Below are 11,807 nucleotides of genomic sequence, written 5' to 3' on the forward strand. Positions count from 1 at the left end.
GCCATGAACGGCGGCGTTTCCGAGGACAGTGGAGGGGCCCATGAACGCAACAACCCAGGCAGGTCAGGATCGCGATGAAGGCAACGCAGCGGCTACCGCCGCATTTCCGCGACTGCTGCAGATACTGCGCGCGCTGGCCGGCGCGGGCTGGGCGCATTATGTGGAGCGGTTGCATCTGCGGCGCACGGTGTTCGACAGCGCACATGAAACCGCAAAGACCGACTTGCGCGACGCGAAGCGGTTTCGTGAAATGCTGGAGGGCCTCGGTCCGGCATTCGTCAAATTCGGCCAGCTTCTGAGTTTGCGGCGTGACATGCTGCCGGAGAGCTACATCGAGGAGTTACAAAAGCTCCAAGACGACGTCGCGATATTTCCCGGTGACCAGGCGCGCGCCATCATCGAGCGCGAACTGGGAAAACCTGTCGAGGAATTGTTCGCCGAATTCGACGAGACGCCTCTTGCCGCCGCATCGATCGGCCAGGTCCATACGGCGCACCTCATGGACGGCAGTAGCGTTGTGGTCAAGGTGCAGCGCCCCGGCATTGAGCCGATCATTCACGCCGACATCAACATCATGCGGTTTCTTGCGCGGCGGCTGGAGCTCCATGTTCCAGAGGCCCGCCGGTTCGGCCCGTCGGATTTGGTCGAAGAATTCGGGCGGCTCATCAGCGATGAACTGGACTATCACATTGAGGCGCGAAACGGCGACCGCTTGCGTGAGAACTTCGAGGGCGATCCCGATGTCGTTGTGCCGGGCATCTACTGGGACCTGACCAGCCGTCGCGTCCTGACGATGGAGCGCAGTCTCGGCCACAAGCTCGCGCAACAACCCGCGGACCTCGCGCATCGGCAGCAAGTCGCGGAAAAGCTGATGCAGTCATTCCTGAAACAGGTCTTCGAGCACGGGTTCTTCCACGGTGATCCGCATCCTGGCAATGTGTTCCTCCTCGACGATGGCCGGCTATGCCTGCACGACTTCGGCATCATGGGCGAGTTGTCGGCGCATGATCAGGAAGCGCTCGCCCAGCTCATCCTGGCTGTCAGTTCGGCGGACATTGCGTGGATGGTGGACGCTTATTTCGAGATGGGTGTCGCTGCCGAGGGTGTCGACCGCGAGGCCTTCACCCGCGATGCCGCCAAGGCGCTCAGCGCGTATTACGAGGCTGCGGGCAAAGGCTATTCGTTTGGCGAGATCGTGCGGCAGTTCGCACAACTGAGTCAGCGTCACCAGATCCGGCTGCCTCGCCAGTTCCTGCTGGTTTCGAAGGCCTTCATGCTGATCGAGGCGCAAGCGCTGACCATGGACCCCAGTTTCAATGCGTTGATGTCGCTGCACGACTATGTGCCGCGCTTGCTTGGCCGCCACGTGTTGCAGGGTCTCAATCTTCCGCTTGCCGATATCAGCCGAGGTTTTCGCACGCAGCGCTCATTGCGCCACGCTGTGAGTAACCTGCCCGACATGTTGAACCGCGCAGTCGAGGTCTTGAGCGGCGGGAAAGCGACGCTTCATATCGAACACGATCAATTGCAAGGCCTGGAAGCGCACATCGACCGGGCGAGCAACCGGTTGAGCCTGAGTCTGATTATCGCCAGCCTTGTCATTGGCTCGTCCATCGTCATGACGTTCCACAGCGGGAACGGGCCGCACTATTGGGGGATTCCGCTGCTGGGACTTGTCGGCTTTGTGGTTGCGTCCGTCATGGGGCTTGCGTGGGCCATCGCCATCCTGCGGTCTGGAAAGCTATAAGGGACGCAGGTGGCAGTTGACCTAGAACACGCTCAACGTGCCGCTTACCAGCTCGCTGACTAGGTCCGGAAGCGCAGTCAACTCCTGTTTGGCGAGTTCGCGGATTTGCCGCTGCTGTGCCGGCGAGAGGCCGCCCGCGGCGACCACGTCGATTGCTGCCAGTTGAGGCTGGTCGATGGGCCGGCCGATTGTCGAGAGTAGGCGGACCGTCACGGCGTTGACGCCATCGACGCCGGCATGGATGCGGCCCGCTAGCCGATGCGCCAGCACGTTGTAGAGCTTGCCGACATGCGCTGCCGGGTTCTTCCCGGCGGCGGCCTCCAGCGACATGGGCCGGTAGGGGGTAATCAGGCTATTGACGCGGTTTCCCCGGCCAACTTCGCCGTCGTCGCCGTGCTCCGCGCTCAAGCCCGTGACGGTCAGGTAGAGTTCGTTCTCGCCGCGCGCTGCAGGGTTATCGAGCGTATTGATCGCGATTTTGCACGCAGGCAGGCGTTCGGCAAGGTAGGCGGAAATCCGGCCCTTCAGCGTGAAGTAGTCTTCGGTGTCTTGCACGCATCGGTCGACGAGTGCAAGTGCAACCGTCAATCGCAGATGCGTATCGTGACGGCTGCCCATGATCTTGTAATCCAGTCCGGCTACCTCGAAGGCTGTTCGAAAATCGCTGGAACGCAAAATCTTTGCGGCACGGAGCACCGCGTTTTCGAGCGAGGAGAGCGGCGCGTAGCCGACTCCAAAAGAGGTGTCGTTGGCCAGCGGGAGCGAGGAGGGTGACGTGACGCGCTGAAGGTTCGGGGCCGAGGGCCGGAGGATCGGCTCAATGCCGATCGCGTTGCCGACGTTGCCCAAGGTCTCGATCAGGTAACCACGGATCGCTTGCTCGACGACCGCCTGGGCCGGGGCCGACGGCAACTCCGTCACAGGGCCCGAAACGATCAGCCGCATGGGGCGCAGCACGTCACCGCCACCGAATTTTGGTCGGCTGATGCCGCCGATCAGCAGCGCCTTGTCCAGATTGAAATGCTGGATGGCCCCATAGCTCCCAAGGTATGCCCGGCATAGGGCACGGGCGGCAGCCTCGACCGCGCCGTCGCAAAGGCTGTCGGGGTGACCGATGCCCTTGTGCTCGCACATTTCGGTCTGCGTGGACCATTGCGACGGCACGGCTGTGACCGACAGTGCAATCTCTTCCAGGGCTGGCATAACGGTGCCCCCGTTCTTGTGTCGCGTGATGTTGTCATTCTATGCGTCACGCTCCGTCGATCCAGGGTCCTTGAGGCGTATCAACAGACGCGTCACTTGAGCGACTAGACTGGGATCAACCCAATCCATTGCCTAATGGCGCACACGCTGCGCTGGAACGGTTTTCGGCGCGTCGCGGTGTTCTCCAGGACCTTCCTGCGATCAGATCATGAAAACGACATCTTCCATGCGCAAGCTATGGCTGCCATTCGCGACAATGCTCATTCTGGGTCTCACCGGTTGCGGCTATAACACCATTCAATCCCAGGACGAGCAGGTCAAGGCCGGCTGGTCGGAAGTGGTGAACCAGTACCAGCGCCGCGCCGACCTGGTGCCGAACTTGGTCAACACCGTTAAGGGATACGCCAGCCACGAACGGGAAGTTCTGACGCAGGTGACCGAGGCTCGCGCCCGTGTCGGCTCCATCCAGGCGTCGCCCGCGCTGCTCAACGACCCGCAAGCGTTTGCCCAGTTCCAGGCCGCCCAACGGCAACTCTCAGGGTCACTGTCCAGGCTGCTTGCAGTGTCGGAGAACTATCCCCAGTTGAAGGCGGATGCCGGTTTCCGAGATCTGCAGGCGCAGCTCGAGGGCACGGAAAACCGGATTGTCATTGCACGCAACCGGTACATCCAGGCGGTGCAGAACTACAACGTGACCGTGCGTTCGTTCCCCTCGAATCTGACCGCCATGGCCTTCGGCTATAAAGAAAAGCCCAATTTCACGGTGGCCAACGAAGAGGCCATTGCCAAGCCACCGCAAGTCGAGTTCGGTACCGCGCCCGCAAGCACTCCGGGGATGACGAAATGAACCTGCTCAGGGCCGCGCGCGGAATACTGGTGGCGGTGACGGCTTTTGTGGCGCTCGGCGTCGCGGCTGAGGTGGCTATTCCACCCCTGACAGCGCGGGTGACTGACCAGACCGGCACGCTGACACCGGAGCAGCAGGCCACGCTGGAAGCCTCCCTGCAGGCTTTTGAGGCGAAGAAAGGCTCGCAGGTTGGGGTGCTCATTGTTCCCACTACCCAGCCGGAGACGATCGAGCAGTATTCGATTCGTGTGGTCGAGCAATGGAAACTAGGCCGCAAGCGTGTGGATGACGGAGCGTTGCTCATCATCGCAAAGGACGATCGTGCGGTGCGCATCGAAGTCGGCTACGGCTTGGAAGGCGTCCTGACAGACGCGGCAAGCAAGCGCATCATCAGCGAAGTGATTGTGCCGCAGTTTAGGCAAGGCAACTTCTACGGTGGCGTGGCGGCAGGCGTCAGCAGCATCCTTGCCGTGATCGAGGGAGAGCCGCTACCGCCACCGACGGAACGGAATGGCTACAGCCCCAATTCGATTCGGTCGTATATGCCTGTCATTCTGCTTCTCACCCTGGTGTTGGGCGGCGTGTTGCGGGCAATGCTGGGCCGCTTTCCTGGGGCGGTGGCGACGGGCGGCGCGGTCGGCCTGCTCGCATGGGCTCTTTCGGGCGCGATGTTCGTCGCCGTTTTTGCCGGGGCCATCGCGCTCATGTTCACGCTGCTCGGCGGCGGTATGGGCGCCCATGTGGGCTCGCGCAGCATTGGCGGGCGCATGGGCGGTGGCGGATTCGGCGGCGGCGGCGGGGGTTTTGGCGGCGGTGGAGCTTCGGGCAAATGGTAAGGGCAAATATTAGGCGCATGGTGAGCCATCTGCCGATGACCCATTGGCAGGTCAGACGCGCATTCCCGCGCGAGACGATGCATGCAATCGAGCAGGCCATCGCGCAGAGCGAGTCCTCTCATGTCGGGCATCTCTGTTTTGCCGTGGAGGGCGCGCTGAGTTTTCCTGCCTTGCTGAAGGGGCTCTCGCCGCGAGCGCGCGCGCTTGAAGTCTTCTCGCAGCTACATGTCTGGGATACCGAGCTGAACAATGGCGTCTTGATCTATCTCCTGTTGGCGGACCGCTCAGTTGAGATCGTGGCTGATCGCGGTATCCATGCGAAGGTTGGCCCCCACGGGTGGGAGTCGATCTGCAGGCAGATGGAGGCGGCGTTCCAACAGGGTGAGCACCAGCGCGGGGTTATTGAAGGCGTGCAGGCTGTCATCCAGAGTCTGACGCTGCATTTTCCGGCGCGCGATCGTCGCCGAGACGAATTACCCGACAAGCCCGTGATTTTGTGAGCGCCGAATTCAACGCTCCAATCCCGGTGCAGTCGCGTTAGGAGGTCAACATGTTCCATCGCTCCCCTGACTGCGTGTCGCGCGACCTTCCTCCCGAATGACGAACTCGTAATTTCAACGTCATCGCCCAGTCAGGGGCTGATTCCTATAGTGGCTCGCAAAGCAAGTTTTTTAACTCAGCCACATTAGGAGAATGCGATGAACCGAATCAAGAAGACTTCTGTGATTGCCGCTGCGCTGCTCGCTCTCTGCGCGAACATTGCTACCGCGGCAACCTTCAGCAGCGGTGCAAATGGTCAACGTGACGTCTACACCGACGGCGGGCGCATGACACGCGACGCCTATACAGACGGCTCGCGTTCGACGAGCACGCGCGATCCTTATACCGACGGCGGCAAGGCGGGGAAGTTTGAAATTTATTCGGACGGGGCGTGGGCTGGAGACACACGCTATCCTTCCAGCGAAGGCGCATCCACGTAACGGGCGAACCAGGGAAGTGAACATTCCAGACATGAACTTCCCGTCTGGGCTTTAGACATTCGGCCCTCGGCGAAAAGGTCAGAGGGCGTTGAATCACAAGGGTGGGACCCGCCGCATTGGAGGTATCGCCGTCACGCGCGATGCCTTCCCTTCGCAGTTCGTCTAGTACCGGGTCGTGGGGCTTGAGGTGGCGCAAGACTACGCTCAGCCTGCCGGGCTACACCCCACCAGCGCAACGCCGCCAGGGAACCGAGCAGCAATATGGCTGCCGCGGCCCAGAACGGCGCGAGCGGATTCCACCCGAACAAGCTGCCGGCCCCAACTGAGCCCAGGGCCTGCCCCAGGTTGCCCGCGGCAGCCTGCCGTGCAAGCAGCGACCCAGCAAAGGTTCGATCGCGTTCCAGCAGTTCGTACGACAGCACGGGCCCGATCATCCCGATGCCGGTGGCTACCACCGCAATCAACAGCCCGAGTGCGCCAGCGCCCGGCACCAGCGCGGCAAATCCAAGTGCGGCGGCCGAGGCGATGAAGGCACCCGCGACCCAGCGCTGGTCGATGCGCCGACGTACCGCGGGGAACAGCAGCAAGGACTGCGCACCCAACATCGCGAGGCTGCAGGTGACGAACATGGCCGCCATCGTCGAGTTCGACAGGCCCAGCGTCTGGCCGCCAAACAGGCTAAAGCCCACTTCGAATGTCCCTGTGGCAAACGACGCCAGCGTCGCCAGCAGCATGGAGGCGCCGACGAATTGCCGGCGCTCGCGGCTCATGCTGCGCAATGTACTGATTCCGGCGTCCGTCGGGCGCGGCGATTGCAGGCATCGGGGTGCCGTCAGCAGCAGCGGCAGACCGACGGTCACGACTGCCAGCGCCGGCCAGTTGACCATGCCTGCCATTTGTCCGGCGCGCACGCCCATCACGGGACCCGACAGCCAACTCCCGAAGGCGGGCCCCGCCAGGAAGCCAACGGACGCAGCATTGCCGATGAGTACGAAGCGCCGGCTGCGTTGCACGGCGTCGCTGATGTCGGTTACGTAGGCCTGGGCCCCCGGCACGATGGCGGCCGCGCCAGCGCCGGCGATCAACCGGCTGACATAGATCATGGCCAGGCTGGGCGTCAACGCGGCAGCCGCGGTCCCGAGCAGGTACGTTGCAAAGCCCGCGATCAAAACCACCGCCCGGCCATGCCGGTCGGATTGGCGGCCCCACCACGGCGCGAAGACGAATAGGGCGAGCGTGTAGACGCCGCCCAGCATGCCGACATGCCACGCGAGCGTCTGTCGCGTGACGTTGCCCAGATACTGCGATAGGTACAACTGCAGCAGCGGCAGCCCCGCGCCGTAGCCGAGCGCGACGACAAACACCATCGCCAGCAGCACCACCAATGTGGGCCATACAGCCCGCTCGGCCGGCGGCGGAAGGGGAGCAGTTGGGACGTCGCGCATGGCTGTTCAGCTTGTACTCTGGGCTGCGGCCGATTCGGAGATGCCGTTGCGCACCGTTGCCGCCGTAGCGCGCCGGATGCCGGTGAGCCGGGTGCGCTTGAGCATTAGTGCATTGACTGCAACCAACGCCGAACTGCCCGACATTGCAAGAGCCGCCACCTCCGGGCTGATCGTGAACGGGTAGAACACGCCGGCCGCTAGCGGGAACGCAATCACGTTATAGGCGACCGCCCACCACAGGTTCTGGTGCATCTTGCGCAAGGTCGCGCGCGATAGCTCGATCGCGCCAACCACATCGAGCGGGTCGCTCTTCATCAGTACGACATCGGCGCTTTCCATCGCGACGTCAGTGCCAGCGCCGATAGCGAAGCCGACGTCGGCCTGCGTCAACGCAGGGGCATCGTTGATGCCGTCACCGACCATACCGACCTTCTTGCCTTGCGCTTGCAGCTCCTTGACCTTCGCGGCCTTGTCGCCCGGCAGCACGTCAGCAAGCACGATGTCGATGCCGAGTTCGTGCGCAATGCGCTCGGCCGTTGCTTGGTTGTCGCCAGTCAGCATCGCCACCTGAACGCCCCTGGCATGCAGCGCTTTGACAGTCTCCGCCGAGGTTGGTCGCACGGCATCTGCAATCGCGATGAGGCCAATGAGGCTGCCGTCGTGGGCTACGTGCACGACCGTGCGGCCTTGGCCCTGCAGACGCTCGGACTCGCCGGCAAGTTCGCCGAGGTCGATGGCGTTGGCCTCCATCAGGCGCCGATTGCCCAGCAAGGCGAGGTGGCCGGCGACCGTGGCCTGCGTGCCTTGACCATCGATGTTCGTAAAGTCGGTGATCGCCTCCGACGCGAGTGCCCCTGCGCGCTTGAGGATTGCGACCGCGAGCGGGTGCTCGGATAGTTTCTCGACGGAGCCAGCGATGCGCAACAGCTCGTCGACGGTGACATGGCGGGCCACGGCCATGTCGACCACCTCGGGCTGACCGAGCGTGAGCGTGCCCGTTTTGTCGAAGATCACCACATCAAGCCGTGTCGCTTCCTCGAGCGCGGAGGCATTCTTGAAGAGGATACCGTTCATCGCGCCAAGACCGGTGCCGACCATCACCGCCATCGGGGTGGCCAACCCGAGTGCATCGGGGCAGGCGATCACGAACACTGTGATCGTGAGTGTCAGGGCCAGAAGCACCGGCTGGCCAAGCGCGAAGTACCAGGCGACGAACGTCGCCACGCCGATCACGAACGCAATCACCACCAGCCATTGGGAAGCCTGGTCGGCTAGCAACTGTGCCGGCGCCTTCGAGTTTTGCGCTTCCTGCACCAGCTTGACGATCTGCGCCAGGGCAGTGTCCGCGCCGATCTTGGTCGCGCTGTAGCGGAAGCTGCCGCTCTTGTTGATCGTCGCGCCGATCACCTTGTCGCCGGCGGACTTCTTCACCGGCATTGATTCGCCGGTGAGCATCGATTCGTCGACCTGCGATGCGCCCTCCAGCACTTCCCCATCGACCGGAATTTTGTCGCCTGGGCGGACGAGGACGACGTCGCCGAGCAGCACGTCCGCAGTCGCTACCGTCAACTCCCGACCGTTGCGGAGCACCGTGGCCTTGGGCGGAGCGAGGTCCATCAGCGCGCGGATCGCTTCCGAGGCGCCCGCGCGAGCCCGCATCTCCAACCAATGCCCCAGCAGGATGAACACCAGCAGCACCGCAACTGCCTCGTAGAACTGCGCCCCACCGAAGACGAAGGTGCTACCCACGCTGAATGCATACCCGGTGCCGACGCTCAGCACCACCAGTACCGCCATGTTGAGCACGCCATTGCGCAGCGCCCGCGCGGCGGCTACAAAGAAGGGCCACGCCGGGTAGACCACCGCACCCGTGGCCAGCAGGAACAGCCAGATGCCGAGGTTGATTCCGAAGGGCGGCTTCAGCTTGATGAAGTCCATACCCATCGGGGCATAGAGAAAGATCGGCACCGCGAACGCCAGGCAGATCCAGAAGCGGTTGCGCATGTCGAGCGCCATCGCCTTGGCGTCCATGCCGGGTCCATGCCCCATCTCGTGGGCCATCGCCTCCATGCCGGCATGATCCATGGCGGCGTGCTCGGGCGGATGACCGGCAGGCGCGTGCTCATGCGCTGCGCGATGCATGGCGTGCTCCATCGGGCCGCACAGGTGATGGGGTGTCAGTTCCCCGGCGCAGTGGTGGCCGCAGTCCGTGATCGCCACCCGGATGCGTTCCGAGTCGGTGCGCCGCGGGTCGTAGGTGACGGTGGCCGAACCAGCCACCGGGTTGACTGAAACCCGCTCGACGCCGCGCATCTGCGCCAGATGCTTCTCGACGCCGCGCGCAGACAGCGGGGACAGCAAGCCGGTGACCTCAAAGGTAGCTGTTGTGCTCATATAAAAATCCGTGGGGAGGATAAAGACCGGCGTGCGATGAAGTGCAGCGCGACTGCAACGCTCAGCACAGCGGCGAAGAAGCACCACACCGAGATGAACCAACGGGCATAGACAAGATAGGACACGAACGACGAACCGAGCGCCAGCAGGCCGAATACCTTGACCCAGGTGTGGCTGGAGAGCAGCAGGCTGACCGTCGTGGACAGCAGGTACAGCGTCATCGATGCAGCAATGTAGAAGTGCGGCGAGTGGTAGTCCACATGGCCACCCACGGGATGCGCCTGGATCGGGTTGGTCGCCAGGCTATATAGCAGGTAGGCGCTCACCGCCAGCCCGCCGGCCATGAAGGAGCACAGCGCGCGGCGTCGCGGGCCGCTCGGTTCCATCAGCCATGTCGCGACGGGCACGTACACTGGCCACAGCACGTGGGAGAAGAACGAGTAGGCCTGTATCGCGGCGAAGTTGAGTCCGGGCGGGCCGCCAAAGGTCAGCCACACCGCGCCTTCGATAAACTGCTGGAGCGCGAACAGCAACGGGATGGCCGCGTACGGGCGATCGGCTGGCCGTCGCGCCATGGGCAGGGTCACGGCACCGATCGCCAGCAGCACCGTGCCGGCCGAAAAGCTTGCCGTGGCGGAGAAGCACATGGCGCTCAGCTTCCCCGGGTTAGTTGCCGCCGGCTGCGGTACAGGTCGCGCCGGGTCAGTGGGACCGGCCACTGGCTGCGGTGGCCGCAGGGACGGTTCGAGGCGAGAATCTGGTAGACGCCGCTGCCCCCGGCCTCGAACTCGAGCGCGCAGGCTGCCATGTACAAGCGCCAGACACGGTAGGCAGCTTCGCCGACTTCGGCAACCGCCGCCTCGCGCTGCGCTTCCAGGCGCCGTACCCAGTGCCGCAGGGTCATTGCGTAGTGCGGACGCAGGCCCTCGACATCATGGATCTCGAAGCCCGCGCGCTCCATGCCGAGCAGGATGTTGCTGACGCAGTCGAGTTCGCCGTCCGGAAACACGTAGCGGTTGATGAACTCCGTGGCGGCCGTCTTGTTCCAGCCTTCCTCGTCATGCGTGATGCCGTGGTTCAGGAAGAGGCCGCCTGGCTTGAGCACGCGGCGCACCGTTGCGTAATACGCCGGCAGGTTAGCCAGGCCGACGTGTTCGAACATGCCGATGCTGCTGACTTTGTCATAAATGCCATGGCTTTGCAGGTCCCGGTAGTCGCGCAATTCAACCGTGACGCGGTCCTGCAATCCCTCGGCTCGGATACGCTCGTGCGCGTATTCGAGCTGCCGCTCGCTCAGCGTGATGCCGTGGGCGTGCACGCCGTGCTCGCGAGCAGCCCAGCACGCCAGCGCGCCCCAGCCGCAGCCGATGTCCAGCAACCGCTCGCCGGGCTTCAGGCGCAGCTTGCGGCAAATGTGCTCGAGCTTGTTGCGCTGCGCGGTGTCCAGCGAATCGGTGGGCTGCTCGAAGTAGGCGCAGGAGTACACCCGCTCCTCGTCCAGCCACAGGCCGTAGAACGCGTTGGAGACGTCATAGTGGAAGGAGATTGCGGCGCGGTCGCTGCGGCGCGAATGCTGGTGCGCGAACCGGCGCGCCACTCGCGACGCGAAACCGGTGTTCGGTTTGACCTCACTGGGGCCCCGGGCGGGCAGTTTCAGCGCGTCCAACAACAGTGCCAGCTTGTCTCGCCACGACAGGTTGATCGCTTCAAAGTGGTCTTTCAGGCGAAGTGCGCTGAACAGATCCCCCTCGACATCGAGGGTGCCTCGAAAGTAGGCGTCGGCCAGCAGGATCGGGTCGTGCCCGATTACCAGTTGACGCAACAGGCTAGGATCGCGCACCACCAGAGTGAAATCGGCCTCGGTGTCGTATCCATACCGCGATTCGTTCCACAGCCGAAGCGCTGGCGGCCTTTCCATTCCATCAAGCAACCGGCGCAGGATGCGCAGTGCCCGCTCGGTGTCCGCCGGGTGCAAGTGGCGGATGACATCTGTGGTCGTGTTCATCATCTGGCCTCCTGCTCGGTTGGCGGTTCGTTGTCAGAGGGGGAAATACTCGCCTTCACGGGCGTACCTCTTGGCGCCTGCAGGAGTTCGCGTACCGCATCTGCAAGATCCGGGGCGATGGAGATGGTGTTGGAAGGCTGGGCTATCGTGTCGCAGCTTACGATGCTGCCGGCTCCCGCCGTCGTCAGGTCCTGCACCGCGCTGCCCGAGAACACTGCGTGAACCGCGATGCACACCGGCTTGACCAAGCCGCCGCGGCGCAGGTGGCCGATGGCTTCGATCACGGTGCGGCAGGTGGAGATGATGTCGTCGGCCAGTACTGGCGTATGTGCTCGCCAAGACCGGCATTG

11 protein-coding genes are annotated in these 11,807 nt (G+C 63.5%); 5 read left to right on the plus strand and 6 right to left on the minus strand.

The annotated features are described in order from the left end of the window. Positions 1 to 40 precede the first annotated feature (40 nt). On the plus strand, positions 41 to 1,747 hold the full coding sequence (locus BG83_RS0122355; RefSeq protein WP_024978825.1) for an ABC1 kinase family protein: 1,707 nt from the start codon (positions 41 to 43) through the stop codon (positions 1,745 to 1,747). A gap of 21 nt (positions 1,748 to 1,768) precedes the next feature. Here BG83_RS0122355 and BG83_RS0122360 read toward each other — a convergent pair whose 3' ends face one another. Next, the gene (locus tag BG83_RS0122360) at positions 1,769 to 2,950 is read right to left on the minus strand and encodes a methionine adenosyltransferase (RefSeq protein ID WP_024978826.1); all 1,182 of its coding nucleotides are present in this window, start codon (positions 2,948 to 2,950) and stop codon (positions 1,769 to 1,771) included. A gap of 226 nt (positions 2,951 to 3,176) precedes the next feature. On the opposite strand from BG83_RS0122360, the gene BG83_RS0122365 reads away from it, so the two are divergent. From BG83_RS0122365 to BG83_RS0122380, 4 genes are all read left to right on the plus strand, one after another. Then, positions 3,177 to 3,797: a LemA family protein gene (locus BG83_RS0122365; protein ID WP_024978827.1), complete on the plus strand. Its 621-nt coding sequence runs from the start codon at positions 3,177 to 3,179 to the stop codon at positions 3,795 to 3,797. Then, positions 3,794 to 4,633, plus strand: coding sequence for a TPM domain-containing protein (locus BG83_RS0122370; RefSeq protein ID WP_024978828.1), 840 nt, complete (start codon positions 3,794 to 3,796; stop codon positions 4,631 to 4,633). Before BG83_RS0122365 ends, BG83_RS0122370 begins: the two co-directional genes overlap by 4 nt. Then, positions 4,627 to 5,133 carry a TPM domain-containing protein gene (locus BG83_RS0122375; protein ID WP_024978829.1) on the plus strand — a complete coding sequence of 169 codons (507 nt, stop codon included), beginning with the start codon at positions 4,627 to 4,629 and terminating at the stop codon, positions 5,131 to 5,133. The genes BG83_RS0122370 and BG83_RS0122375 overlap by 7 nt, the downstream gene beginning before the upstream one ends. A gap of 198 nt (positions 5,134 to 5,331) precedes the next feature. Next, positions 5,332 to 5,613: a hypothetical protein gene (locus BG83_RS0122380; RefSeq protein ID WP_024978830.1), complete on the plus strand. Its 282-nt coding sequence runs from the start codon at positions 5,332 to 5,334 to the stop codon at positions 5,611 to 5,613. Between the two features lie 131 nt (positions 5,614 to 5,744). Here BG83_RS0122380 and BG83_RS0122385 read toward each other — a convergent pair whose 3' ends face one another. From BG83_RS0122385 to BG83_RS0122405, 5 genes are read right to left on the minus strand one after another with little or no spacing between them, the layout of a single operon-like run. Beyond that, the gene (locus tag BG83_RS0122385; protein ID WP_024978831.1) at positions 5,745 to 7,058 is read right to left on the minus strand and encodes an MFS transporter; all 1,314 of its coding nucleotides are present in this window, start codon (positions 7,056 to 7,058) and stop codon (positions 5,745 to 5,747) included. A gap of 6 nt (positions 7,059 to 7,064) precedes the next feature. After that, entirely contained in the window at positions 7,065 to 9,452 is a 2,388-nt protein-coding gene (locus BG83_RS0122390; protein ID WP_024978832.1) for a heavy metal translocating P-type ATPase, read from the minus strand. Then, a complete protein-coding gene (locus BG83_RS0122395; protein ID WP_024978833.1) occupies positions 9,449 to 10,099 on the minus strand; it encodes a DUF6629 family protein in 651 nt (216 codons plus the stop codon). The genes BG83_RS0122390 and BG83_RS0122395 overlap by 4 nt, the downstream gene beginning before the upstream one ends. A gap of 5 nt (positions 10,100 to 10,104) precedes the next feature. Then, a complete protein-coding gene (locus BG83_RS0122400; protein WP_024978834.1) occupies positions 10,105 to 11,457 on the minus strand; it encodes an SAM-dependent methyltransferase in 1,353 nt (450 codons plus the stop codon). Continuing rightward, positions 11,457 to 11,741, minus strand: coding sequence for a hypothetical protein (locus tag BG83_RS0122405; protein ID WP_024978835.1), 285 nt, complete (start codon positions 11,739 to 11,741; stop codon positions 11,457 to 11,459). The genes BG83_RS0122400 and BG83_RS0122405 overlap by 1 nt, the downstream gene beginning before the upstream one ends. Positions 11,742 to 11,807: the final 66 nt, after the last annotated feature.

The sequence above is a fragment of the Ralstonia pickettii genome, assembly GCF_000607165.1.
GTDB classification, from domain to species: Bacteria; Pseudomonadota; Gammaproteobacteria; order Burkholderiales; family Burkholderiaceae; genus Ralstonia; species Ralstonia holmesii.

Excerpts from the sequence above, each read along its gene's own strand:
- BG83_RS0122355 (WP_024978825.1), top strand. The coding sequence starts at position 41 with ATGAACGCAACAACCCAGGCAGGTCAGGATCGCGATGAAGGCAACGCA.
- BG83_RS0122360 (WP_024978826.1), bottom strand. The coding sequence starts at position 2,950 with ATGCCAGCCCTGGAAGAGATTGCACTGTCGGTCACAGCCGTGCCGTCG.
- BG83_RS0122365 (WP_024978827.1), top strand. The coding sequence starts at position 3,177 with ATGCGCAAGCTATGGCTGCCATTCGCGACAATGCTCATTCTGGGTCTC.
- BG83_RS0122370 (WP_024978828.1), top strand. The coding sequence starts at position 3,794 with ATGAACCTGCTCAGGGCCGCGCGCGGAATACTGGTGGCGGTGACGGCT.
- BG83_RS0122375 (WP_024978829.1), top strand. The coding sequence starts at position 4,627 with ATGGTAAGGGCAAATATTAGGCGCATGGTGAGCCATCTGCCGATGACC.
- BG83_RS0122380 (WP_024978830.1), top strand. The coding sequence starts at position 5,332 with ATGAACCGAATCAAGAAGACTTCTGTGATTGCCGCTGCGCTGCTCGCT.
- BG83_RS0122385 (WP_024978831.1), bottom strand. The coding sequence starts at position 7,058 with ATGCGCGACGTCCCAACTGCTCCCCTTCCGCCGCCGGCCGAGCGGGCT.
- BG83_RS0122390 (WP_024978832.1), bottom strand. The coding sequence starts at position 9,452 with ATGAGCACAACAGCTACCTTTGAGGTCACCGGCTTGCTGTCCCCGCTG.
- BG83_RS0122395 (WP_024978833.1), bottom strand. The coding sequence starts at position 10,099 with ATGTGCTTCTCCGCCACGGCAAGCTTTTCGGCCGGCACGGTGCTGCTG.
- BG83_RS0122400 (WP_024978834.1), bottom strand. The coding sequence starts at position 11,457 with ATGAACACGACCACAGATGTCATCCGCCACTTGCACCCGGCGGACACC.